Source organism: Amycolatopsis sp. NPDC005961, from assembly GCF_040629235.1.
Taxonomy (GTDB): domain Bacteria; phylum Actinomycetota; class Actinomycetes; order Mycobacteriales; family Pseudonocardiaceae; genus Amycolatopsis; species Amycolatopsis camponoti.
Genome location: NZ_JBEXVF010000028.1, coordinates 83,587 through 106,474, shown reverse-complemented (window position 1 = coordinate 106,474; position 22,888 = coordinate 83,587). Strand labels below are relative to the sequence as shown.

General features: G+C 71.6%; 26 protein-coding genes and 1 tRNA gene. 13 read left to right on the top strand and 14 right to left on the bottom strand.

Going from position 1 to position 22,888, the window contains the following annotated elements; translation table 11 throughout:
* Positions 1 to 257 precede the first annotated feature (257 nt).
* Both ABZ342_RS24990 and ABZ342_RS24985 read left to right on the top strand, forming a co-directional pair.
* Positions 258 to 1,349, top strand: a complete 1,092-nt coding sequence (locus ABZ342_RS24990; RefSeq protein ID WP_360477335.1) for a serpin family protein — start codon at positions 258 to 260, stop codon at positions 1,347 to 1,349.
* Complete coding sequence (locus ABZ342_RS24985; protein ID WP_360477332.1) at positions 1,346 to 3,157, top strand: glycosyl transferase; 1,812 nt, start codon at positions 1,346 to 1,348, stop codon at positions 3,155 to 3,157. The genes ABZ342_RS24990 and ABZ342_RS24985 overlap by 4 nt, the downstream gene beginning before the upstream one ends.
* A 10-nt stretch (positions 3,158 to 3,167) precedes the next feature.
* On the opposite strand, the gene ABZ342_RS24980 is transcribed toward ABZ342_RS24985, so the two are convergent.
* Entirely contained in the window at positions 3,168 to 3,854 is a 687-nt protein-coding gene (locus ABZ342_RS24980) for an alpha/beta hydrolase (RefSeq protein WP_360477329.1), read from the bottom strand.
* Between the two features lie 49 nt (positions 3,855 to 3,903).
* Here ABZ342_RS24980 and ABZ342_RS24975 point away from each other — a divergent pair, with 49 nt between their 5' ends.
* Positions 3,904 to 4,443: a DinB family protein gene (locus ABZ342_RS24975; RefSeq protein WP_360477326.1), complete on the top strand. Its 540-nt coding sequence runs from the start codon at positions 3,904 to 3,906 to the stop codon at positions 4,441 to 4,443.
* 2 nt (positions 4,444 to 4,445) lie between these two features.
* Here the strand turns inward: ABZ342_RS24975 and ABZ342_RS24970 are convergent, their stop codons facing one another.
* From ABZ342_RS24970 to ABZ342_RS24960, 3 genes are read right to left on the bottom strand one after another with little or no spacing between them, the layout of a single operon-like run.
* Positions 4,446 to 4,844 carry a VOC family protein gene (locus tag ABZ342_RS24970; protein WP_360477323.1) on the bottom strand — a complete coding sequence of 133 codons (399 nt, stop codon included), beginning with the start codon at positions 4,842 to 4,844 and terminating at the stop codon, positions 4,446 to 4,448.
* Positions 4,837 to 5,181 (bottom strand): VOC family protein, encoded by a 345-nt coding sequence (locus ABZ342_RS24965; protein ID WP_360477321.1) that lies wholly within the window; start codon positions 5,179 to 5,181, stop codon positions 4,837 to 4,839. The genes ABZ342_RS24970 and ABZ342_RS24965 overlap by 8 nt, the downstream gene beginning before the upstream one ends.
* A 38-nt stretch (positions 5,182 to 5,219) precedes the next feature.
* Complete coding sequence (locus tag ABZ342_RS24960) at positions 5,220 to 5,819, bottom strand: TetR/AcrR family transcriptional regulator (RefSeq protein WP_360477318.1); 600 nt, start codon at positions 5,817 to 5,819, stop codon at positions 5,220 to 5,222.
* Positions 5,820 to 5,922: 103 nt separating this feature from the next.
* On the opposite strand from ABZ342_RS24960, the gene ABZ342_RS24955 reads away from it, so the two are divergent.
* Entirely contained in the window at positions 5,923 to 6,606 is a 684-nt protein-coding gene (locus ABZ342_RS24955) for a carboxymuconolactone decarboxylase family protein (RefSeq protein WP_360477315.1), read from the top strand.
* Here ABZ342_RS24955 and ABZ342_RS24950 read toward each other — a convergent pair.
* Positions 6,603 to 7,055: a MarR family winged helix-turn-helix transcriptional regulator gene (locus ABZ342_RS24950; RefSeq protein ID WP_360477312.1), complete on the bottom strand. Its 453-nt coding sequence runs from the start codon at positions 7,053 to 7,055 to the stop codon at positions 6,603 to 6,605. The two genes, ABZ342_RS24955 and ABZ342_RS24950, sit on opposite strands and share 4 nt — an antisense overlap.
* A 24-nt stretch (positions 7,056 to 7,079) precedes the next feature.
* On the opposite strand from ABZ342_RS24950, the gene ABZ342_RS24945 reads away from it, so the two are divergent.
* The 3 genes from ABZ342_RS24945 (at position 7,080) to ABZ342_RS24935 (ending at position 9,860) form a co-directional block, all read left to right on the top strand.
* Positions 7,080 to 8,438, top strand: a complete 1,359-nt coding sequence (locus tag ABZ342_RS24945; protein ID WP_360477309.1) for an MFS transporter — start codon at positions 7,080 to 7,082, stop codon at positions 8,436 to 8,438.
* 22 nt (positions 8,439 to 8,460) lie between these two features.
* The gene (locus tag ABZ342_RS24940; protein WP_155545776.1) at positions 8,461 to 9,027 is read left to right on the top strand and encodes a carboxymuconolactone decarboxylase family protein; all 567 of its coding nucleotides are present in this window, start codon (positions 8,461 to 8,463) and stop codon (positions 9,025 to 9,027) included.
* Between the two features lie 62 nt (positions 9,028 to 9,089).
* Complete coding sequence (locus tag ABZ342_RS24935; RefSeq protein ID WP_360477306.1) at positions 9,090 to 9,860, top strand: hypothetical protein; 771 nt, start codon at positions 9,090 to 9,092, stop codon at positions 9,858 to 9,860.
* Here ABZ342_RS24935 and ABZ342_RS24930 read toward each other — a convergent pair.
* Complete coding sequence (locus ABZ342_RS24930) at positions 9,832 to 10,785, bottom strand: sigma-70 family RNA polymerase sigma factor (RefSeq protein WP_155545778.1); 954 nt, start codon at positions 10,783 to 10,785, stop codon at positions 9,832 to 9,834. The two genes, ABZ342_RS24935 and ABZ342_RS24930, sit on opposite strands and share 29 nt — an antisense overlap.
* A 32-nt stretch (positions 10,786 to 10,817) precedes the next feature.
* On the opposite strand from ABZ342_RS24930, the gene dnaG reads away from it, so the two are divergent.
* Genes dnaG through ABZ342_RS24915 form a run of 3 tightly spaced genes read left to right on the top strand, consistent with a single transcriptional unit; the run spans position 10,818 to position 14,068 of the window.
* Positions 10,818 to 12,734, top strand: a complete 1,917-nt coding sequence (gene dnaG, locus ABZ342_RS24925) for a DNA primase (protein WP_360477302.1) — start codon at positions 10,818 to 10,820, stop codon at positions 12,732 to 12,734.
* Positions 12,735 to 12,736: 2 nt separating this feature from the next.
* Complete coding sequence (locus ABZ342_RS24920) at positions 12,737 to 13,258, top strand: hypothetical protein (protein ID WP_360477299.1); 522 nt, start codon at positions 12,737 to 12,739, stop codon at positions 13,256 to 13,258.
* A 48-nt stretch (positions 13,259 to 13,306) separates the two neighbouring features.
* On the top strand, positions 13,307 to 14,068 hold the full coding sequence (locus ABZ342_RS24915) for a trans-aconitate 2-methyltransferase (RefSeq protein WP_155545780.1): 762 nt from the start codon (positions 13,307 to 13,309) through the stop codon (positions 14,066 to 14,068).
* On the opposite strand, the gene ABZ342_RS24910 is transcribed toward ABZ342_RS24915, so the two are convergent.
* Positions 14,065 to 14,235 (bottom strand): hypothetical protein, encoded by a 171-nt coding sequence (locus ABZ342_RS24910; RefSeq protein ID WP_196425556.1) that lies wholly within the window; start codon positions 14,233 to 14,235, stop codon positions 14,065 to 14,067. The two genes, ABZ342_RS24915 and ABZ342_RS24910, sit on opposite strands and share 4 nt — an antisense overlap.
* Positions 14,236 to 14,400: 165 nt before the next feature.
* Here ABZ342_RS24910 and ABZ342_RS24905 point away from each other — a divergent pair.
* A tRNA-Asn gene (locus ABZ342_RS24905) sits at positions 14,401 to 14,473 on the top strand.
* A gap of 457 nt (positions 14,474 to 14,930) precedes the next feature.
* Here ABZ342_RS24905 and ABZ342_RS24900 read toward each other — a convergent pair.
* Genes ABZ342_RS24900 through mtnA form a run of 7 tightly spaced genes read right to left on the bottom strand, consistent with a single transcriptional unit; the run spans position 14,931 to position 20,331 of the window.
* Positions 14,931 to 15,431 carry a GNAT family N-acetyltransferase gene (locus tag ABZ342_RS24900; protein ID WP_360477295.1) on the bottom strand — a complete coding sequence of 167 codons (501 nt, stop codon included), beginning with the start codon at positions 15,429 to 15,431 and terminating at the stop codon, positions 14,931 to 14,933.
* A 7-nt stretch (positions 15,432 to 15,438) separates the two neighbouring features.
* Positions 15,439 to 16,239 carry an S-methyl-5'-thioadenosine phosphorylase gene (locus tag ABZ342_RS24895; protein ID WP_360477292.1) on the bottom strand — a complete coding sequence of 267 codons (801 nt, stop codon included), beginning with the start codon at positions 16,237 to 16,239 and terminating at the stop codon, positions 15,439 to 15,441.
* Positions 16,239 to 17,432 (bottom strand): pyridoxal phosphate-dependent aminotransferase, encoded by a 1,194-nt coding sequence (locus tag ABZ342_RS24890; RefSeq protein WP_360477289.1) that lies wholly within the window; start codon positions 17,430 to 17,432, stop codon positions 16,239 to 16,241. Before ABZ342_RS24890 ends, ABZ342_RS24895 begins: the two co-directional genes overlap by 1 nt.
* Positions 17,432 to 18,118 (bottom strand): acireductone synthase, encoded by a 687-nt coding sequence (mtnC, locus tag ABZ342_RS24885; RefSeq protein WP_360477286.1) that lies wholly within the window; start codon positions 18,116 to 18,118, stop codon positions 17,432 to 17,434. The genes ABZ342_RS24890 and mtnC overlap by 1 nt, the downstream gene beginning before the upstream one ends.
* Positions 18,115 to 18,699: a cupin gene (locus ABZ342_RS24880; RefSeq protein ID WP_360477283.1), complete on the bottom strand. Its 585-nt coding sequence runs from the start codon at positions 18,697 to 18,699 to the stop codon at positions 18,115 to 18,117. Before ABZ342_RS24880 ends, mtnC begins: the two co-directional genes overlap by 4 nt.
* Positions 18,700 to 18,712: 13 nt before the next feature.
* On the bottom strand, positions 18,713 to 19,318 hold the full coding sequence (gene mtnB / locus ABZ342_RS24875; RefSeq protein ID WP_360477280.1) for a methylthioribulose 1-phosphate dehydratase: 606 nt from the start codon (positions 19,316 to 19,318) through the stop codon (positions 18,713 to 18,715).
* Positions 19,315 to 20,331, bottom strand: coding sequence for an S-methyl-5-thioribose-1-phosphate isomerase (mtnA, locus tag ABZ342_RS24870; RefSeq protein ID WP_360477277.1), 1,017 nt, complete (start codon positions 20,329 to 20,331; stop codon positions 19,315 to 19,317). Before mtnA ends, mtnB begins: the two co-directional genes overlap by 4 nt.
* Before the next feature lie 157 nt (positions 20,332 to 20,488).
* Between mtnA and ABZ342_RS24865 the strand changes: the two genes are divergently transcribed.
* Together ABZ342_RS24865 and ABZ342_RS24860 are read left to right on the top strand one after the other, a co-directional pair.
* A complete protein-coding gene (locus ABZ342_RS24865; RefSeq protein WP_360477274.1) occupies positions 20,489 to 21,520 on the top strand; it encodes a GNAT family N-acetyltransferase in 1,032 nt (343 codons plus the stop codon).
* Entirely contained in the window at positions 21,517 to 22,713 is a 1,197-nt protein-coding gene (locus ABZ342_RS24860; protein ID WP_360477271.1) for an MFS transporter, read from the top strand. The genes ABZ342_RS24865 and ABZ342_RS24860 overlap by 4 nt, the downstream gene beginning before the upstream one ends.
* The last annotated feature ends 175 nt before the right edge of the window (positions 22,714 to 22,888 follow it).

Genomic DNA, 22,888 nt, shown 5'->3' with positions numbered 1-22,888 from the left:
GGCGGAGGCGGGCGCTCGGGTGCACCTGCCGGGGTCGGCTCCGGACCGGGTCTTCGCCGTGTCGACCCTTCAATCACGCGTGTCGACCCTTCAATCACGTGAGTTGACTCCCCAATCACGCGAGTCGACGGTGCGGACCTGGTCGGCCGGTGGTTCTGGCATGCCGCTGTGCGGTTTCGCGTGGGGGATTTGTCACCCTTGGGCGGAGTTCCGCGTGGCCGCCCGGCGGCCTCAACCGTTCCGGTACTCTCGCCCGCATGGCCACGGACAGCCACCTCCGGTTCGCCCTCGCCGTCCACGCGGCCCTCGCTGCCGAGGGCGGGAACTCCTGTTTCTCGCCGTATTCGGTGGCCAGCGCGCTGACCCTGGCCGCCTTGGCCGCGCGGGGGGAGACCCGCGAGGAGCTCGTCGCGCTGCTCGGGGATCCCGGTGAGCAGGCGACCCTGCTGAGAGAGGCCGCGGAGCTCGTCGAAGAGGGCCGGGGCGAGCAGGCCGAGGTCGCCGTCGCCAACACTCTGTGGGCCGATGATCGGCTCCCGCTCGAAGACTCCTTCAAGGCCGAGCTGGCCGGCTGGCCCGGCGCCGCCGTCGCGAGCGCTCCCTTCGAGAAGGACCCCGAAGCCGCGCGCGCCCTGATCAACGACGACGTCGGGCGCACTACGCGAGGCCTCATCCCCCAGCTGCTTCCTCCCGGCTCGATAGACCGGGACGTCGCGGCCGTGCTGGTCAACGCCCTCTACCTGAAAGCCGCGTGGAAGCTGCCGTTCCGCGAGGCGAACACCTCCGACGCGCCGTTCCACGCGCCCTCCGGTACCCGGGACGTCCCGACCATGTGGCTCAGCGAGCGCGTCGGCTACGCCCGCGCCGCCGGCTGGCAGGCCGTGCAGCTGGTCGCGGCGGGCGGCCTGCAGGCCGTGGTGCTGCTGCCCGACGGTGCTCTCGCCGACGCCGAAGCGGCTCTCGACCAGGTAGCGCTGACGAGCCTGCTCGGCGAAGTGAAGTTCAAGCCCGTCGAGCTCGCGCTGCCGAAGATTTCGCTGGACATCCCCAGCTCGCTCACCGGCGTGCTGCGCGGCCTCGGCGTCCGCACGATGTTCACCGACGGCGCCGACCTGAGCGGGCTCTCCCCGGACCCGCGGCTGACCGTGTCCGAAGTGCTGCACCAGGCCGTGCTGCGGGTGGACGAACAGGGCTTCGAGGGGGCCGCGGCGACCGCGCTGACCATGCGCCTCACCTCGATGATCATCGACGACCCGGTCACCGTCACGGTCGACCGGCCGTTCCTGCTGCTGGTCCGGCACGCCGGCACCGGGGCCCTCCACTTCCTCGCCAGGGTGGTCGAACCGTGAGCTTGAAGTCCGAAGCCGTCCCCGATCTCGTTCCGCCCACCCCCGAACCACCCGAAGGCCCGAAGCGCTGGGCGTGGCAGGACTCCGCCATCACCGGCGGGTTCCTGCTGTTCACGATCCTGCTCTACAACGGGCTCTGGTTCGACCTCAAGCGCGGCTACCTCTGGAACGGCGCCGCCGACCAGAGCCAGTGGGAGTGGTACTCGACGGTCGTCGCGAAGGCCGTCCTGCACTTCCAGAACCCGTTCACGACGGACCTCCAGAACTACCCGCACGGCGTCAACATGGCGGCCAACGCGGCGATGTTCGGCCTGAACGTGCCCCTGGCCCCGATCACGCTGACCTTCGGCGCGACGCTGACGTGGGCGATCGTGCTCACCGCCGGGCTCGCCGGCACCGCGACCGGCTGGTACTGGGTGTTCTCCCGGCACCTGGTGCCGAACCGCACCGCGGCCGCGATCGGTGGCGCGTTCTGCGGTTTCGCCCCGCCGATGATCTCGCACGGCAACGCGCACCCGAACTTCGTCGTGCTGTTCGTGCTGCCGTTCATCGCGCTCAAGACGATCCAGATCGCCCACGGCGAACGCCCGGTGCGCAACGGGATCGTGCTCGGGCTGCTCGTCGCGTGGCAGATCCTGCTGGGCGAAGAGCCGCTGATGATCTTCGCGCTGACCTTCATCGTCTTCGCCGTCGCGTACCTGGTTCCGCACCGCGCGGAGATCCGCGGCATGCTGGCGCCGCTGAGCAAGGGGATCGGTGTCGGCGCGGTCGTCGCGCTGCTGATCGCCGGTTTCCCGTTGTACTGGCAGTTCTTCGGCCCGCAGAGCTTCCACTCGCTGCTGCACGGTTCGGCGGGCAACGACACGGCCGCGTTCACGCGCTTCGCGACGCAGTCGATCGCCGGCGCGCCCGAGGCGGCGGCGGACGTGTCGATGAACCGCACCGAGGAGAACGCCTTCTTCGGCTGGCCGCTGATCGTGCTGATGGTCGTGCTCACGATCTGGCTGTGGCGTGACGTCGTTTCGCGCGCGCTCGCGATCACGATGTACGTGATGGCCCTCCTTTCACTGGGTATCGAAATCACGGTGGCGCACGACGACACCGGCATCCCCGGCCCGTGGAAGTGGCTGGGCCAGCTGCCGCTGCTGGACTCGCTGCTCGAATCCCGGCTCGCGATGGGCTGCATCCCCGTGGTCGGCGCGCTCCTGGCGATCGCGACGCACCGTGTCTGGACGGCGGCGGCCGAGCAACCGGAGCCCCTCGACGGCAAACCCCCCTTCCCGCTGCGCATGATCTGGATCGGCGCGGTGGTGGCGGTGCTGCTGCCGATCGCGCCGACGGAGCTGGTGACCCACGAGCGCCCGCTCTCCCCTCCTTTCTTCGCCGACGGGATCTGGCGCCAGTACATCGCCCCGGGCGGCTCGCTCGTGCCGGTTCCGTTGCCGAGCACCGGTGAGGCCGAACCGCTGCACTGGCAGGTCGACGCGGGCCTCGGCTACCCGATGCCCGAGGGCTACTTCGTCGGCCCGACCTCCCCGGACGACCGCCGCGGCCGCTACGGCGCGGTGCCCCTGCCGACCTCGGACCTGTTCGCCGAGGTCGAGAAGACGGGGCAGGCCGCGGACGTCACGGAAGCCGACCGCACCCAGGCCCTGGCCGACCTGCGTGCCTGGAACGCGGACGTGCTCGTGGTCGGGCCGCGCCAGAACCAGGAAGCGCTGAAGTCCACTGTGGAGCTTCTGCTGCGCAAGCCGGCCGAGTTCGTCGGCGGGGTGTGGATCTGGGACGTGCGCCCGCTGACGCCGTGACCGGCGACAGTCAGGCCTTCGCGGCGTCCAGGAGGATCGCGACCAGCTCCTTCGGTTGCGAGAACATCGGCCAGTGGCCGGTGCTCATCTCCACCAGCTCCCAGCGGTCGCTCTCGAGCAGCTCCACGACATCCGGCGACGGCGTTTCCCCGTCGAGCAGGCACTTGACGTAGGTCGCCGGGAGCTCGCCCAGCGGACGGGCCAGTTCGGCCGGTTCGGTCAGCGACGCGGCCGGATGCGGGGTCGAGCCCTCGACGATCCGGGCGACCTCGGCGTCCGAAAGTCCTTGCCCCGCATAGTCTTCCGCGGCCAGCGGTGGCCAGAAGCCGCGTTCGGTCAGGGCCGCGGCCTGCGCCTCGGACCAGGCGGAGGTGAACGACTCGCCGTCGGCCGGCACGTTCGAGTCCACGAACACCACGCGCTCGAGCCGGTCGCCGATCCGCTCGGCCGCCTGCCCGGCCGGGATGCCGGAGTAGCTGTGCCCGACCACCACGACGTTCCGCAAGTCGCCCTGCGAAACGACGTCGACGATGTCCTGCACGTGCCGTTGCTGTCCGGCGGGTGCGTCGCGTTTTTCGGCGAGCCCGGACAACGTCGCCGCGTGCGCGCCGTGGCCCGCTTCGCGCAGCCCCGGGACGACGTCGTCCCACGCCCACGAACCGAGCCAAGCGCCTGCCACCAGTACGAATTCAGCCATGCCGGAAACCTAGTGGAGGGGTCCGACAATTTCGGTAGAGTCGGCGCCCGTGACCTCAGTGGACGACCAGGGGCGGACCGAGCCGCCCGTCGACGGCGACGAAGCCGCGACCCTGCTCGGCTTCCTCGACTTCCACCGCGAAACCCTGGCCTGGAAGTGCGCGGGGCTGGACGAAGCGGGCCTGCGCGCGACGCACCCGCCGGCCACGCTGACCCTGGGCGGGCTGCTCAAGCACCTGGCGTACGTCGAGGACTACTGGTTTTCGTGCGTGCTGTTCGACCGCGAGCCGGCCGAGCCGTGGAACACCGTCGACTGGCGCGAAAACCCGGACTGGGACTGGGATTCCGCGGCGCGGGACTCGCCCGGGCAGCTCCGCGAACTCTGGGAGGGGGCGGTCGCGAGGTCCCGTGAGCTGTACGCGGAGGCGCTCGCGAACGGCGACCTCTCGCAGCCGTCGAAGCACACGCGGCGGGACGGTACTTCGCCGAGCCTGCGCTGGATCCTGGTCCACATGATCGAGGAGTACTGCCGCCACAACGGCCACGCCGACCTCATCCGCGAGGCGATCGACGGCAGCACGGGCGAGTAGCCTCAGTTCGCCGGCCCGACGAAGAGGCAGAACGGGTGGCCCGCGGGGTCGGCGTAGACGCGCAGCGGCTCTTCCGGGTCGCCCGAGCGGTCCTCCAGCAGCCGCGCGCCCAGGGACAGCGCGCGTTCGTGCTGCTCGTCCAGCTCGGCGACCGTTTCCACGGTCAGGTCCAGGTGCAGCATCTGCGGCCGCGGACCGGCGGGCCACGTCGGCGGCGGCAGCGAGGGAACCTGCTGGAACGCCAGCCGCGGAACGCCCGACGAGTCGAGCAGGACCACCCAGTCGTCCGGATCGCCCGGGCGGAACGAGAAACCCAGCAGCCGCCGGTAGAAGTCCGCCAGCTCGCGGGCGTCCGTCGCGTCGAGGACGACCTGGCGCAGCCGCGGGACGCGGTCAGTCACGGCGGTGGGCGATCTGGAAGACGTTGCCGAACGGGTCGCGGACCATCGCGCGCCGGTCGCCGTACGGCGTGTTCGCCGGCCCTTCGAGGCTCGTCGCGCCGCAGTCCAGGGCCCGGCGGTAGGTCGCGTCCGCGTCCGCGACGTACACGTAGAGGAACGCCGGGAACAGCTCGCGCTCGCCTTCGGCGGACACCATGACCAGCGAGTCGCCGATGCGGATCTCGGCGGGGCGCCCGCCGTCGATCTCACCGGTGGCGCCGAACACCGAACGCAGGAACGCGACGGCGGCGACGAGGTCGCGCACCACCATCCGCGGGACCACCGTCTGGAGGCTCATACCCGCCCACCCAAGCCGGTTCCGGGCGTGATCACAAGTCAGAGCCGCAGGCCGACCAGCTTCACGAGGAACCGGTCGACCTGCTCGACGGCGGGCGGCCACGGCAGGTCGGGCTCGTTGATCCGCTGCGCCAGCATGCCGTTGACGGCGGTCCGCAGGTCGATCGCGACGATCGCCGCGTCGCCGTCCGGGGCCAGGCCCGCGTCCATGCACGCCCGGACCGCGTCGACGGTGCGCGCGACCATGACCTCCTTGAACGGCATGCCGAGCCGCCGGTGGACCTTGCTCTCGTGCAGCACCTTGTAGAGCCCGGGGTGCTCGCGCGCCCACGCCGCCTGCGTCAGGATCCGGGCGCGCAACGCGGCCGCCGGGTCCGGGGCTTCCGCGGCCGCGGCGTCCCCGGTGCCGACCAGCTCTTCGTGGCACCGCCGCATCGCGGCCAGCACGAGCGCGTCGCGGTCCGGGAAGTGCAGGTAGACCGACGTCGCCGCGATCGACACCTCCCGCGCGACGGCCCGCAGGGACAGCGCCTCGTCGTCCGCCAGCTCGTCGAGCATCCGCACGGCGGCCGTGACGATCTCTTCGCGCAGCAGTTCGCCCTGGCCGCGGGCGTTGGGACGGCGGCGGTTCTCGGTCATGGTCCGCCCAGTGTAGCTGGACACCCATTGCGCTACAGGTGTAGCGTCACTCGCACTACAGCTGTAGCGCTACGAATGTTCACCACACTGAGGGAGCACGATCTTGACCACCACCGCACCACCGACGAGCCTCGAGCGGCTGGCCACACTGGACCCGGCGTTCGCCCAGCTGGTCGGCGCCACCGCGAAGTACGTCCGGGCGATCCCGGAGCTGACCGATCGGGAAAAGACGTTCCTGTGCGTCACGGCAGACGTCTGCCAAGCGAGCCTGGGCCTGGCGTTCAGTGCCCACGTGCGGGCCGGGCTGGCCGCCGGAGTGTCCACTTCGGACATCAGGGAGCTGCTGCGGTTCGTCTCCTACGACTGCGGCTACCACGCGGCGACCGCGGGCATCGAGCGGATCGCGGAGCTGGAGCGCGAGCTGGGCATCGACCCGGAGCGGACGGTCCCGGACCCGGTTCCGGACGGGCCCAGCCCGCTGCCGGAGGAGGTGCGGGCGCGGTTGAACGCGCTGGACGAGCACTTCGCCGGTTACTTCGACCTGCAGTCGCGGATGCGTGCCGGGCACGGGCCCGGCACGCTCAGCGAACGCGAGCGCGGCCTGGTCAGCCTCAGCGTCGACGTGCACTACCAGACGCTGGCCGACACGTTCCGCATCCACGTCGGGCGCGCGCTCCGCGGCGGCGCGTCGCCGGAAGACGTGCGCGCGGCCCTGAGGTTCAACGCCCAGTTCGGCGTCACGCGGGCGTGGCACGCATGGGAGGCGCTGAACGAAATCCTGAACTAGCCGAGGACTTCGCCCGCGAGCCGCGTCAGATATCCCGCGAAGCGTTCGCGGTCCTCGCGCGGCCAGTGGCCCACCAGTGCCTCGAACGCCTGACGCTGGTGGGCCTGCGAAGCCGCGAGGAACTCCTTCGCCGCCTCGGTGAGCGTCAGCACCGCGCGGCGGGCGTCGCGGGCCGACGTCGAGCGCACCACGAAGCCGTCTCGGCCCGCTTCGGCGACCATCCGGCTGGCCACCGAGCGGTCGATGCCCAGCTGGTGGGCCACGTCGGCGACCGTCACCTCCTCCGCCGCGGCGCCGTCGACGGCCTGGATGACCAGGAGGTTCGGCACCGTCCACGCCGCCGGGGCGCCGTCGGCGAACCGCTCGACGACGTCCGGGGCCCACTGGCGCGCCCAGTGCCGGACCAGCCTGAAGAGCGCGGGACCGCCGTCGGAGCTTGATGCGTGCATAAGGCACGTTATAACGTGTGCTTTATGCACGCATCTCGGAACCTCGCCTTCGCCGGCCTGCTGCTCGGCATGGCCATGGCTCAGCTCGACGGCCTGATCGTCACGGCGGCGCTGCCCTCGATCGGCGCCGAGCTGCACGCCCGCACCGGCCTCGTCGCGGTGACCGCCGCCGGCCTGCTCACGCTCACCGTCGCGACGCCGCTGCACGGCCGGCTCGGCGACCTGCACGGCCGCCGGATCTCGTTCGCCGCCTCGGTTCTCGTGTTCGCCGCGGCCTCGGCGTGGTGCGCCGCCGCGCCGGACCTCGGCTCGCTGATCGCCGCCCGTGCCCTGCAGGGGCTCGGCGGGAGCGGCCTGGTCGTCACGGCGATGAGCGCGCTCGGCGAGCTGTTCGAGCGCGACGAGCTGCTGCGCCGCCAAGGCTGGCAGACGGCGGTGTTCGCGGCCGCCACCCTCGGCGGGCCGCCGCTGGGCGGGCTGCTCGCCGCGGGCCCGGGCTGGCGCTGGATCTTCCTGGTCAACCTCCCGCTGTGCGTCCCCGCGCTGGTGCTCGGTCTGCGCGGGCTGCCCGCGAAACCGATTCGCACCAGGGAAAAGTTCGACGTCGGAAGCAGCGCACTGCTCGTGGCCGCGGGGTCGGCGGTCGTCGCGCTCGGCACGGTCGACGACCTCGCCCGAAGTCCACTGTGGACGCCGATCCTGGCCGGGGTCGCCGGGGGAGCCGGGTTCCTGTTCGTGCGACGGCAGCGTCGCACCCAGAGCCCGCTGATCTCGCCGAAGGTCTTCGCGGACGCCGTCCTGGCGCGCGCGGTGGTGGTCAACGGCCTCGCCGGTGCCGCGCTCTACGGCACCTTCACCTACGTCGCGCTGGCCGCCGCGCTCGACGCGGGCGCGGCCGGGACCGGCCTGCTGCTCGTCGCGATGACCGCCGGGCAGCTCGCCCTGTCCGCGTCCTTCGCCGCGCTGGCCCGCCGGCGCCCGGACATGACGGCGTGGGGCCGGTCCGGCTGCCTGCTCGGCACGGCCGGGCTCGCCGCGATCGCCGTCGCGGCCGCCCTCGACGGCCCGCCGTGGCTGCTCGCACCGGGGCTGTTCGCGATCGGCGCGTCCTTCGCCGTCTGCACGTCGGCGTACACCGTCCTGGGCCAGACGCGGGCGAAGCGCGACCTGATGGGCGTCACGCTGGGCTCGCTGACCTTCGCCCGGCAGGCCGGCGGGCTCGCCGGAGCCGCCGTGTTCGGCTGGCTCGCGCTGGCCACGACCGGTGGGCTCGGCGCCCCCGGCCTCACCGTCGTCTTCGCGTCCGCGGCCGCGATCATGCTCGTGGCCTGGCTCACGGCCCCCGCTGTCACGTCTTCGGAAGCCGTCTCGTCCTCCCCGTGACCGCGAACGAAGGAGTACACCGATGCCCCGCATCCCAGCCAAGAAGACGTCCGAAGCCGGCCCGTTCCTCAAGCTGGTCTACCGGATCGCCGGGCGGCGCTACGGCGCGGTGCCCGAGCCGATGGCCGTCGCCGCGCACCACCCCGGCCTGCTGCGGGCCAACGCCGTGCACGAGCTGATGGTCGAGCGGGCCTCGAAGAAGGTGCCGGCGAACGTGCGCGAGCTCGCCGTCTACCGCGTCGCGACCCGGATCGGCTGCTCGTGGTGCGTCGACTTCGGCACGATGCTGCAGAAGCACGACGGCCTGGACATCGAGCGGCTGAAGAAGATCGACGACTACGCGACCTCGCCCGCGTTCAGCCACCAGGAGCGCCTCGCGATCGCCTACGCCGACGCGATGTCCGGCGAGCGGGTCACCGTCACCGACGAGCAGGTCGCCGAGCTCGAGCGCGAGTTCGGCCGCGAGGGCGTCGTCGAGCTGACCTACCAGGTCGCGCTCGAGAACTCGCGGGCCCGGATGAACAGCGCGCTCGGCATCGTCGACCAGGGCTTCACCTCGGGCGACGCCTGCCGCGTCCCGCTCCCGTAGGACCCCGGGAATCGGACCCCGGTCGGACGCGGAACCGGGGTCCACCGCGGGACCGTTCCGGCATGCACCTCGTCGCCAGTGAACGGATCAAGCTCTTCAGCATCGCCACGCCCTGGGTGTGCGGCGTCTTCGCGCTCGTCGCGCTGGCCGGGCCGGCCGCGATCGCCGCGCTGACCGCGTCCGAGTCGCGGTTGCCGCCGACGGTCGCGAGCACGCAGTTCGGCTACCAGCTCGGGCTGGTCGCCGTCCTGGTGGCGGCCGCGCTCGCCGTGACCAGCGAGTACCACTCCGGCACGATCCACGGCACCTTCCAGGGCGTGCCGAGCCGGACGCCGGTGCTGGTCGCGAAGGCCGTGGTCGCCGCCGGGTACGCGTTCTTGCTCGGCGAGGCCGCCGCGTTCACGGCCTGGCTGCTCGCGCGGGTCCTCGCCCCGGACGCCGACCTGGCGCTGGACAGCGTCGCGGACTGGAGGATCGTCGCCGGCACGGGTCCGGTGTTCGCGCTGGGCGCCGTCTGCGGGGTCGGCGTTGGCCTGCTCGTGCGGCACACCGCCGGCGCGGTCGCGCTGCTCGTCGCCTACCCGCTGATGGCGGAGAACGTCGTCCTGCTGATCCCGCGCGCGGGGCAGGCGATCCACCGGTGGCTGCCGCTGAACGCCGTCACGAAGTTCCTCAGCGGCACCGGGGAGGCCAACGCCGGCCGCGACGGCGGGAACGCGGCCGTCCTGTCGGACACGCCGCTGAGCCCGGGCTGGGCCTTGGCCTACTTCGGCGCCTTCGCCGTCCTCCTGCTGGCGGCCGGGATCATTCTGGCGCGGCGGCGGGACGCGTGATCCGGGTGAGCTTGTCCGGGTTGACGATGTCGTAGATGGCGACGATCTTCCCGTCGCGGACGCTGACCGACTGCACGTGCTCGTCGAGCGCGAGGAAGCCCTCGCGGCCCGGCATCGGCGCCAGGTACATCCCGAGGTCGCCGTTGACCAGCACCGGTGCGCCGCGCTCGACCATCCCGGGCGCGTACTTGCGCGTGAGGCCGAGGAGGAACCGGGCGATCTTGTCCGGGCCCAGGATGAGCTGGCGGGTGGTGCGGCCCTTGCCGTTCGAGTCGCCGACGAGCACGACGTCGGGGGCGAGCAGCTCGGTCATCGCCCGGATGTCGCCCTGCTGCAGCGCGGTGACGAACTTCTCGAGGATCCGCGCCTGGTCGTCGAGCGGCACGCGCGGTGCCGGGTCGGCGTCGGCCAGCGCCTTGCGGCCCCGGGACGCGTGCTGGCGCGCGGCCTCGACCGTGACGCCGAGCGCGTCGGCGATCTCCGAGAACGGCACCGAGAAGGCGTCGTGCAGCACGAACGCGACGCGCTGCTCCGGCGTCAGCTTGTCGAGCACGACGAGCGCGGCCATGCGGAGGCCGTCGTCGCGGACCGCGACGTCCAGGGGGTCCTCGCTCACCGGCTGCCCGAACGGCGTGACGACGGGCTCCGGCAGCCACTGCCCGACGTACCGCTCGCGCTGCGCGGCGGCCGACTTGAGCCGGTCGAGGCAGATCCGGCCGACCACCGTCGTGAGCCAGCCCCGCAGTTCGCGGATGGCCGCGCGGCCGGCGTCGTCCAGCCCGGCCAGGCGCAGCCAGGACTCCTGGACCGCGTCCTCGGCGTCGGCGCGCGTGCCGGTCAGCCGGTAGGCGACGCCGATCAGGTGACCGCGGTGCGCGGCGAACTCCGCGGCGAGGGTGTCCTGGGCGGTGGGCGTGGAGGCCATGCCCCGAGTGTGCCGCAAACGGCGAGACTAGAGTGGGTGGCGTGGCAGGACGGATTCGGGAGAGCGACATCGCGGAAGTGCGCGATCGGAACCGGATCGACGAGGTCGTCGGGGAGTACGTGGCGCTTCGCCGCGCCGGCGGGGGCAGCCTGAAGGGCCTCTGCCCGTTCCACAACGAGAAGACCCCGTCGTTCAACGTCCGCCCGACGCACGGCACTTTCCACTGCTTCGGCTGTGGCGAGGGCGGCGACGTGATCAAGTTCATCCAGAAGATCGACCTGATCACCTTCGTGGAGGCCGTCGAGCGGCTGGCCGACCGGGTCGGCATCCGGCTCACCTACGAGGGTGGCGGCGCGACGATCCAGCGTGACCGCGGCAGCCGCAGCCGGCTGATCGAGGCGCACCGCGCGGCCCAGGAGTTCTACGCCGAGCAGCTGGTCACCGACGAGGCGCGCGCCGCGCGGGACTTCCTGTCCGAGCGCGGGTTCGACGCCGCCGCGGCGAAGACGTTCGGCTGCGGCTACGCCCCGGGCGGCTGGGACAAGCTGACGAAACACCTGCTCACGCGCGGTTTCGAGGTCAAGGAGCTGCTGACCGCGGGGCTGTCCAAGGAGGGCCAGCGCGGCCCGATGGACCGCTTCCACCGGCGCCTGGTCTGGCCGATCCGCGACGTCGGCAACGAGGTCGTCGGCTTCGGCGCGCGACGCCTGTTCGACGACGACCGGATCACGGCGAAGTACCTCAACACCGCCGAGTCGCCGATCTACAAGAAGTCCCAGGTCATGTTCGGCCTCGACCTGGCCAAGCGCGAGATCGCGAAGCGGCACCAGGTCGTCGTGGTCGAGGGCTACACCGACGTGATGGCGATGCACGCGGCGGGCGTGCCGACCGCGGTCGCGTCGTCGGGCACGGCGTTCGGCGAAGACCACATGAAGGTGCTTCGCCGGCTGATGATGGACGACGACGCCTTCCGCGGCGAAGTCATCTTCACCTTCGACGGCGACGAAGCGGGTCAGAAGGCCGCTTTGAAGGCGTTCGAAGGTGACCAGACGTTCGCCGGCCAGACCTACATCGCGGTCGCGCCGGACGGCATGGACCCCTGCGAGCTGCGCCTGGCCAAGGGCGACAGCGCGGTGAAGGACCTGGTCGCGCGGCGGACCCCGCTGTTCGAGTTCGTCATCCGGAGCACGCTCAAGAACTACGACCTCGACTCGGTCGACGGCCAGGTCTCGGCCCTGCAGAAGACCGTGCCGATGGTGGCGGCGATCAAGGACCGCGCGGCCCGCGACGGCTACGCGTCGAAGCTGGCCTGGTGGGTCGGCTGGCAGGACGTCGCCCAGGTGGTCAACCGGGTCCGCGGCAGCGCGGGCGCCACCGACAAGCGCGGGGGCGCGCCCCTGAAGCAGCCGGCCCGCGTCGGCGCCCCGGCGGAGGCGCCGCCGGCGCAGGACGTCGCCCGCCCGGCGCCGAAGGACCCGCGGTTCGCCGTCCAGCGCGAGGCCTTGAAGGCCGCGCTGCAGCAGCCCGCGATCGCCGGGCCGGAGTACGACGCGCTGCCGCTGGAGGCGTTCACGCACCCGGTGTACGTCGCGGTGCACGAGGCCGTGCTCAAGGCGGGCGGCGCGGGTTCGGGCCTGACCGGACCGGCGCTGCTGGACGCCGCCGCCCCGCACTGTCCGGAAGGGACGGTCCGGCGCGTGCTGTCCGAGCTGGCCGTGGAACCGTTGCAGGCCAAGGACGAAGTCGACTCGCGGTACATCTCGTCGATCCTCGCCCGGCTGCAGGAGGGGCTCGTCGGGCGGCAGATCGCGGAGATCAAGGGGAAGCTGCAGCGGCTCTCGCCGGTCGAAGCGCCGGACGACTACCGCGCGCTGTTCGGCGACCTCGTCGCGCTGGAGCAGTACAAGAAGTCGCTGGGCGAGCAGGCGGCCGCCGGCGCGTGGGGCTGAGCATGGGTTTCCTGCGCCGGCTGCTGGGTGACCGCACGCCAGACGGGTTCGCCGGTGTTCTGGAGCCGGGCGAGGACGTCGTCGACAGCGCCCCGGTCGAGGGCGGCGGTCACCTGGTCGTGACGCAGCTCGGGCTGTGGGTCCCGGCCGAAGGCGGGGCGCGGCGCGTCGGCTGGCACCTCGTGGGCAAGGCGGCCTGGGCGGACGGCGTGTTCACGCTGACGGAGTCGTCCGAGGTGGGCGCGGCGGGATCGGCGGTCCTGCTGGCCGACCTGCCGCCGGTGCGCTTCCGGCTGCCGGCGCCGGGCAAGGTGCCGCGCGAGGCCTACCAGCGGGTCGAGGGTTCGATCCGCTCGCGGCACCGGCAGGAGATCGGGTCCGGCGGAGCGTGGTTCGTGCAGCGCAAGGTGCCCGGCCGCGACGGCAGCGTCCTGCAGGTCCGGCCCGACCCGGGCACCGACGCCGAGCTGGTGGCGGCCATCGCCGAGCAGGCCGCCGCGAAGCTGGTCAACCCCGCCGACTAGCAGTACGCTCGTACTCAGTACAAGCGTACTGTTTGCTGGGAGGCGGCTGTGTGGGATCCCGAGAAGTACCTCGACTACGCCGACCTGCGGGCCCGGCCGTTCTACGACCTGGTCTCGCGCATCGGCGCGGCCGCCCCGCGCCGGGTGGTCGACCTGGGATGCGGCCCCGGAAACCTGACGGTGTCCTTGCGCTCGCGGTGGCCGTCGGCGGTGCTGGAGTGCAGCGATAGTTCACCCGAAATGGTGACCGCGGCCCGCGCCCGCGGCCTCGACGCTTCCCTGCTCGACGTCCGCGACTGGAAGCCGGCCCCGGACACCGACGTCGTCGTGTCGAACGCCGTCCTGCAGTGGGTGCCGGACCACTCCGCGTTGCTTCGCCGCTGGGCTTCCTCGCTGCCCTCGGGTGCGTTCCTGGCGATCCAGGTGCCGGGCAACTTCACCGCGCCCTCGCACGCGTTGACGCGGGAGCTGGCGGCGTCCCCGGCTTGGTCGTCCCGGCTGGCCGAGGTGGTGCTCCGCGAAGACGACGCGGTCTCGAGCCCCCTGGAGTACGCGAACCTTCTGGCCGATGAGGGCTGCGGCGTCGACGCCTGGGAGACGACGTACGTGCAGCCGCTGCGGGGGCCGTCCCCGGTGCTGGAGTGGATAGCCGGGACGGCCCTGCGCCCGATCCGCGCGGCCCTGTCCGACGCGGAGTGGGAGCAGTTCCGCGCGGAACTGGCCCCCCGCCTGGCTTCGGCGTACCCGACCAGGGCCGACGGGACCACGTGGTTCGAGTTCCGCAGGGTGTTCGTCGTGGCCCAGGTCTAGCGGCGCACCTTCTCACTGATCTTGGCCCGCGCAACCCCGGCGGCACCTTGGACCATGGGGTGATCGACGACCCGGCGGTAGGTGCGCACGAGCTGCTCGTACCGCCCCCGGCCTGCCTTGGCGCCCAGCACGTACCCCAGGCTTGCCCCCAGCAGGAACTTCTTCATCCGCGTCCACGCCTTCCGTCAGTAGGTCGTCCGACTGTCCATTGTCCAGGAAAACGGCCCGCAGGGGCGGTTGCGCCAAGTGGGGGGTGGGTGCGGAGGGTGTGCGGGCATGGGCTAAAGTTCTTCTTGTCGGTCGGAGAGACCGGCACCGGAAGTGAGCAACATTCCCCTGTAGCTCAACTGGCAGAGCATTCGGCTGTTAACCGGAGGGTTCTTGGTTCGAGTCCAAGCGGGGGAGCAAAGCCCAGGTCGCAGACCTGGGCTTTTTTGCTGCCCGGGGGTTGGAGCGATTCAGTGTCGATCTTGACGATCGTCCAAACGGCAGCCTGTCTCCGCTGTCCGGTGACGCCGTTGGCCGGCTTCGACGTCGTCGCCCTGAGCGACAACTGACCGTGCGAGCGGACCGGCGCACGACCGTTGTCGGTGCTCTTCGCCATGGGTCGCGATGTCCGCAACACAAGCCCGCCCGGAGCCGCGCGCTTCTGCCACTCGACGCGCGGCACGAGGGGCAGCGGCTGCCGCTGCCGTCGATCGTTGCGGTCGAGATCAAGCGTCCGATGCGCAAGGACGAGATCTCGAACCTGCGGCCAACGCACGACGGTCTCGGGTACTTCGGCTTCAACGACAACGACAACGCCAAGGCCTACATCGAGGTCATGAGCTTCGATGGGGTGGCTGGCCGACCGCCGATCCGCTCAGTCTTCGGGAATCTGCTTGTTGGAGTAGTAGGGCTGCTTGAACGGCAACTCGGGCATCCACTGCTTCAACGCGCGGTACAACTTCTCGTAGTACCCCTTCTCGTACGCATCCGGGGTGACCCACCAGCTGACGTCCACGTCGTGCTCGAGCAGGTCCTCGGTCAGCTTCGTCCGCCGCCCCATGGGGTAGAGGTAACAACACCCGAGATACCGGCCGTTCGAATCCCAGATGCAGTAGGCGAAAGATCCCATGTCCCGGAACTCGCACTCGTGCCACACGAGATCGACGTAGTTGAACTCCTCGGTGACGGCCTCGGTGGGCCAGTTTCCACCCCGAGTCCGTCGGATGAGGTCCAAGCTGGCGTTGATCCCGCGCACGTCCTCGGACAGGTCCGCGCGGGTTATCGCCCGGATCTCGATGTCCTCGAAGCTCAGCTTGGCCGGCACGGAGCCGTCCGGTATGTCGAAACCTTTGACGAACTGGCCGTAGTCCAACACCTTCTCCTCAGAACAGGTCTGCAGGGATTTCGAGCCCGTCGTGCGCGTGTGCGCACCGGCAGTCCTCCTGCGCACCCAGTGAAGCAACCGTCCGCAACACCAGCTCCCGCAGCCGCGAGATGTTCTCCGAGAACACGCGGAACACCGACTCCTGCTCCACCGCGCTCCCCTCGTCGAGCCCGGCGTCCAGATCCGTGACGAGCGCGATGGACGTGTAGCACATGGCCAGCTCACGCGCCAGCGCGGCCTCGGGCAACCCGGTCATGTTGATCAGCGACCACTCCTGCCGAGCGTAGTAGACCGACTCCGCGCGGGTGGAGAACCGCGGCCCGTTGATAACCACCATGGTTCCGCCGTCGACAACGGCCTGGTCCAGCTCACCAGCGGTCTTCAGCACGGCCGCACGCCCGTCGGGGCAGTACGGGTCGGCGAACCCGACGTGCACCGCGCCGGTGTCGAAGTACGTCGAGACCCGCCCGGAAGTCCGGTCGACCACCTGGTCCGGCACGACGAAGGTCCCCGGGCCGAGCGAGGCCCGGAGCGATCCGACAGCACAGGGCCCGAGCACCTGCCGCACCCCGAGCGACCGCAACGCCCATATGTTGGCCCGGTAGTTGATCACGTGCGCCGGATGCCGGTGGCCGCGGCCGTGCCGGGGCAGGAACACCACCTCACGGCCGCCGACCGCCCCGCGCACCAGCGAATCGGACGGCTCACCGTAAGGCGTCGAGACGTCGACGTACGAGGCGTCCTCCAGCAGTTCGTACAGTCCGCTGCCACCGATCACCCCGACTGGCGAGTTGCCCATCACGCCGCTCCTTCCCGATGTGTGCCGGCGGCGAATCCGGCCAGCCTGCCGGCCGCGGTGGCGATCACCGCGGGACTCTTGCAGAACGCGAAGCGAACGAGCTCCCGGCCGCTCGCCGGGTCGGCGTAGAACGCCCCGCTGGGGATGGCGACCACCCCGGCCCGGGTGGCCAGGTCGTGACACAGTGCGGTGCCGTCGCCGTAACCGACCGACCTGGCGTCCACCTGCAGGAAGTACGTTCCCTGGCACGCGAAGCACCGCCAGCCGGCCGAGGTGAGCGTGTCCCGCAGGGTGTCGCGGGCGGCGGTCAGCCCGGTACGCAGGCCGTCCAGCCACCGGTGCCGGTCGGGCAGCACGGCCGCGACGGCGTGCTGGAACGGCGTGCCACCGGCGAATGTGAGGTACTGCTTCACCGTGCGCACGGCCGCGACCATCGACGCCGGCCCGCAGATCCAGCCGACCTTCCAGCCGGTGGCGTTGAAGGTCTTGCCGGCGGAGGAGATCGTGAGCGTCCGTGCCGCCATCCCGGGCAGCGAGGCCAGCGGGATGTGCCGGACCCCGTCGAAGACCAGGTGCTCGTAGACCTCGTCGGTTATGGCGATCAGGTCGTGCCGCTCGCAGATCTCGGCGATGACCGCCAGCTCGGCGGCCGACAGCACCGTTCCGGTCGGGTTGTGCGGGGTGTTCACCAGGAACGCCCGCGTACGCGGCGTCACTGCGGCGGCCAGCTCGCCGGGGTCGAACGTGAACCGGTCGCCGGCCGGGCGCAGCCGCACGGTCCGGCGGACGGCGCCGGCGAGCGCGATGGCCGCGCCGTAGGAGTCGTAGTACGGCTCGAACACCAGCACCTCGTCGCCGGCCGGGACCAGCGCGGCGATGGCGGCGGCGATCGCCTCGGTCGCGCCCGCGGTCACGAGGATCTCGGTGCCGGGGTCGTACGGCGTGCCGTAGTCGGCGGCACGCTGCTCGGCGATGGCGGTGCGCAGCGCGGGCACCCCGGGCAGGGGCGGGTACTGGTTGTGCCCGGAGAGCACCGCCTCCGCGGCGGCGGCGAGCAGCTCCGGCGGACCGTCGCTGTCCGGGAACCCCTGGCCGAGGTTGATCGCGCCGGTGCGGTGGGCGATCGCGGTCATCTCGGCGAAGATCGTACTGCGGAACGGGGCGAACTTTCCGACGAGCGGGTCCTCGCTCATCAGGCCACCTCCCGTGCGGGGCCGAACTCGGTGAAGTCGGCGATCGCCCGGTGCGTGCCGAAGTCGGTGGTGCAGCCCGGCCGGCGCACGCCGATGGTCTCCCAGCCCGCGGTCCTGGCGGCGTCCAGCTCGGCCCGGCTGTCGGACAGGAAGCCGACGTCGCGGGCCGGCGTGCCGATCGTCCGCGCGATTCGCTGGTAGGAAAGGGGATCCCGCTTCGGTCCGCCGGTCAGGGTGTCGAAGTGGCCGTCCAGGTAACCCTGGAGATCCCCGTGGTCACTGCGGGAGAACCACAGCCGCTGGGCGAGCACCGAGCCGGAGGAGTAGATCCAGCACCGTGTCCCGCGCCGGCGCCATTCGGCCAGCGCCGGTGGCACGTCCGGGTACACCACGCCGGACAGCTCACCGTCGAGAAAACCCCGTTCCCAGACGAGTCCGTGCAGTGTCTTGAGTGGACTGTGCTTCGCGTTGTCGTCGTGCCACTCGAGCAGGGTCCGCACCACGTCGTCAAGACCGGCGTGCCCGCCCAGCATCGCCCGCACACCGTCGACGACGGCCTGCGTGCCGGGCCGCTCCTGGCGCACCCAGCTCTCAAGACGTTCGCGCGCATAGGGAAACAGCACGTCGTGCACGGCCGACAGCGGGCTGACCGTGCCCTCGATGTCGAGGACGACCGCCAGGGTCACGAGCGCGGCTCCGGTGCGACGAGCTCTTCGAGCGTCGGCATCCCGGCGGAGATCGGGTTGCCGGTGAAGCCGGCGACCCAGCCGTCCTCCTCCTGGAAGAACCGGATGGCGCAGAAGTACGGCTTGGTGCCCATGTCGAACCAGTGCGTCGTGCCGGCCGGCACGGACATCAGGTCGCCGGCGGTGCAGACCACGGCGTACACCTTGCCGCTGAGGTGCAGGTAGAAGCAACCGCTGCCCTCGACGAAGAACCGCACCTCGTCCTCGTCGTGGGTGTGCTCGTCGAGGAACTTCTTCCTGGCCGCCTCGGCCTTGGCGGGCCACTCCGGGTCGGCGTCGTCCGGCACCATCCGCACGACGTCGACGAGCGGGTACGAGCCTTCCGCCGACACACGCTCCACTTCGGACGCGTAGGCGGCGAGCACCTCCTCCTGCCCGGCCCCGTCCGCGAGCGGCACGGTCGCCCACCGCTCGAGCCGGATGCCGTGCGGGGCGAGCTCCGCGGCGATCTCGGTGAGGTCCTCGGTGCGCACCAGCACGTTCGCGGCGTCGTTCGCCGGCATGACCTGGAGCAGGGTCATCGTGTTCTCCTTGTCAGGCAGCGGTCCGGTCGACCAGCAACGTCAGCTGGCACAACGCTTCCAGGCACTCCATGCGGTTGCGGGCGATCTCCAACGTCGGCCCCCACGTGGTCGCACCGTGGTTGCCGATGAGCATGACGGGTGGCGCGTCGGCCGTGAGCCGCTCGGTGACGTCGTCGGCGATGGCCGGCACGTGCGCGTGGTTCTCGAACACCGGGACGACCACCTTGGACGGGTCGGTCAGCCCGAGCCCCTTGATGATCTCGAGGTCGGTGAACGTCACGGTGTCGGCGCCGCGCCGTGCGGACAGGATCGCGATCGCGGTGGCGTAGGGCGGATGCGCGTGCACGACGGCGTGCGAGCCGGGCGACAACCGGTACAGCGCCGTGTGGATCGCAGTCTCGGCGGACGGGCGCGGCGCGCCTTCGCGCACCGGCCGCGAGTCGGCGATGCCGACCTCGACCACGTCGGCCGCGGTGATCCTTCCCTTGCTGACGCCGCTGGCGGTGATCAAGGCGCTGTCACCGGACAGCCGGACCGACAGGTTCCCGGCGGTCCCTTCCAGCCAGCCGCGCGCGTAGAGCCCGGCCGCGGTCCTGGCAAGCTCCGCGCCGCTCATGACGCCCGCTCCTCGACCGTCCCGGTCGGACGGAACAGGCCGGACTCGGTGACCACCGCGGTCACCAGCTCGGCCGGCGTGACGTCGAACGCGGGGTTGAAGACCCGGGTGCCCGGCGGGGCGACCTCGACGCCGCCGAACGCGGTGACCTCGGCCGGCGAGCGCTCCTCGATGACGATGTCCGCGCCGCTCCGCAACGTCGTGTCCAGAGTGGACTCCGGGGCCACGACCACGAACGGCACCCCGGCCCGCGACGCGGCCAGCGCCAGCGAGTAGGTGCCGATCTTGTTGGCGACATCGCCGTTGGCGCACACGCGGTCGGCGCCGACCAGCACGCAGTCGACCATGCCGGCGGCCAGCGCGGCCGGCCCGGCGGAGTCGACCAGCATCCGGTGCGGGATGCCCGCCTCGGCCAGCTCCCACGCCGTGAGCCGCGCGCCCTGCAGCAGTGGCCGGGTCTCGCCGAACAGCACCTCGGTCACGTGTCCTTCACCGGCCAGCAGGCGAATGGCGCCCAGCGCGGTGCCCCAGGCGACCGTGGCCAGCCTGCCGGTGTTGCAGTGGGTCAGCAGCCGCAGCGGCTCCGGCCCGCACAACCGCCGCACGAGGTTCGCGGCCTCGCCCGCCGCGGCACGGTTGCGTTCCTCGTCCTCGACGAGGATGGTGCCGGCCTCGGCGAGCACGGCGTCCGCGCCGCCGTCGAGCTTGCCGAGGACCCGGCGCACCGCCCAGCTCAGGTTGACCGCGGTCGGCCGCGCGTCGGCGATCCGCCGCGCCTCGGCCCGGACCGCGATCTCGTCGCAGACGCCGTCGCGGGTGTGCGCACGGGCCGAGAGCGCCACGGCAAGGGCGCCGGCCACGCCGATGGCGGGCGCGCCACGGATCGCCAGGCGCTGGATCGCGTCGATCACTTCATCCACAGTGGACAGTCGCAGCATCCGGTACTCGTGCGGCAGCGCGCACTGGTCGACGGCCGTGATGGCACCGTCCTGCCAGGCTATGGAGCGCGTCATGCGCCCAGCGTCGCAGGCCACCGATCTGCCGGGCATCTTCAGCCGTGCGGGTCGTCGTCGCTTCTCCGAGAGTGCACTCCTGGTGGTCAACCCTCGCCCGGGATGCCGGGCGGGCCTACCGTCGGGTGAGGAATGTTCACCGCACGGAGGAGCTTCGATGACGCTCGCCCGGAATCTCGAGGCCCAGCCGTATCCGACCACGGTGTTCGACACCGAAGAGTGGCTGGACGCGTGGACGCGGGCGACCATCGAGCGGCAGCGCGTGATCGACCCCGGCCGCGCGCCGCGTTACCTGCTCGAGCACTCCCCGTTCTGGCAGGGCTACGAGGACGAGACCGGGAGCGGGCCGGTGTTCGACCGCCCGGTCCTCACGATCGGCTCGGTCTACTCGGTCTTCGGCCCCGCGTACCTGGCCGGCGACAGCGCCGCCGTGGCGACCCTGGTCGACGACGCCCGCGCGCAGGCACGGGACCTGGGCGCGGCCGGCGTGCTGGTGTTCAACCTGCCGCCCGAGCCGGCCCGCCAGTGGGCCGCCGTCCGCCGGCCGGACGTCTTCGCGCGGCTGGACACCGCGTACTACAAGAACCCGGGCAGCGGCCCGGACCCGGTGATGGGCGAGGTGCCCCGCCGGAAGCGCACCGACTGGCGCCGCCGCTGGCGCCGGGCCACGGAGAAGAACGTCAAGCTGGTCGAGGAGACCGGCCCCGCCGCGGCCGCGCACATCGACCGGGTGCTCGAGCTGTGCAACGGCTCGGCGGTCAAGCACGGCTGGCCCGGGCTGTACGACGCCCCGACGCTGGCGGCCGTGCTGGCCACGCCGTACGCCAGCGTGATCCGCGCCGAGTGGGAGGGCGCGACGATCGGCGCGTTCGTCGCGCTGGAGTACGACCGGAGGCTGTACCTGTGGGCCGGCGGCACGGACCCGTCCGTGTACGGCGAGGTCAGCGCGTACCCGTTCATGTTGTACGAAATCATGGCGATGGGCGTCGACCGCGGCTGGGACATCGTCGAGTTCGGCCGGGGCAACGACCGGTTCAAGAAGCAGCACGGCTTCGGCGGCCTGCACCTGTGGGGCCTGTGGTACTCGGCCGAGCCGGGCGACGTCGAGGTTTACGGCCCGCGGCTGACGGCGGTGCACGACGGCCTGGTCACCGAGGCCGGCTACGAAGGGCTGGAGCAGCGGCCGTGACCGCCCCGCGGCAGTCCGGGATCGGGGCCCTGCTGCTGTCCGCGGCGATGATGAACGTCGCGTACACGATGCTGGTGCCGCTGGTGCCCGAACTGACCGGCCGGTTCCAGATGTCGGCACTGGAGGTGGCCGCGGCGTTCAGCGGGTTCGCGCTGGCCAAGGCGCTGGCGCAGCCCATCGGCGGCATCCTGGTCGACCGCGCGTCCCGGCCGCAGTTCATCGGCTTCGTCGGCCTGACCCTGACGGCCGTGACGGTGGTCGGCCTGGCCTTCGCCACCTCGGGCTGGCAGGTGCTGAGCTGGCGGCTCGCGTGGGGCGTGGCGGAGGGCATCACGATGCCGGTGCTGTACCAGCTGGCCAGCTCACTGGGCGCCAGGTCGCGGTTCGGCACGGCCAGGGTCATGGGCTGGTTCGGCGGCTGCTGCACGGCCGGGATGGTGCTGGGGCCCGCGGTCGTCGGCCTGCTGCACCCGTTCCTGGGCTTCACGGGCGTCTTCCTGGCCGGCGCGGCGGTGACCATGACCGGTGGCGTGCTGTTGCTGGGCCTGCGGGTCGCCCCGGAGCCCGTGGCGTCGCCGCCGGTGTCGGCCGGCCGTGGTCGCGCCGTGCGGACGCTGGTGGTGCTGGTCGGCCTGTTCGCGGTCGTCGACCTGGTCAACAACGCGTTGTTCGCGGCACTCGAGCCGGTGGTTCCCCTGCACCTCGACGACGTGACGGGCAACGGCGTCGCCTACACGTCGGTGATCTACACCGCCGGGCTGGCGGTGTTCATGGCCGTGGCCATGACGTGCGCCCGGTTCGTGGAGTCCCGGCCGCTGCTGGTGATCTCGGCGTACGCGTTCGGCGCCGAGGCGATCGGGCTGACCGCGGTCGGGTTGTTCGACGGTGTGGTGGCGATGTGCGCCGGACTGCTGCTGTTCATGACGGCCCAGCCCGTGCTGTACCTGGTGGCCCGGCAGGGCGTGAACCTGGTGCCGAGGCACCAGCTCGGGCGCGCGTTCGGCGCCTTCGGCCTGGTGTCCGACATCGGGTTCATCGTCGGGCCGGTGCTGGGCGCCGTCGCGTACGCCGGCCTCGGCACGACCGCGTTCCTCGTCATGGCCGTGGTCGCGGCCGTCGCGGTCGTGTGCGTCGTCCTGCTGCGCAACCTGCCGAGCAGGCTCCTCGCCACCCGCGAGCCCGTCGACGCCTGACCGCCCTGGAGGGCACTCGTGAGAGGCTGATCCTGAACCAGCCGGGGTTCGCTGTCTCGGGGCCGCCACTGCTGGTTTCGGCGGCTTTCAGCGCGTCGTACAGGTCGTCGACGGCGAGCAGGTCCGCCCAGCGATCCGGCGGCAGTGTTTCTCCGGCCGGCCACCCAGGCCCTCG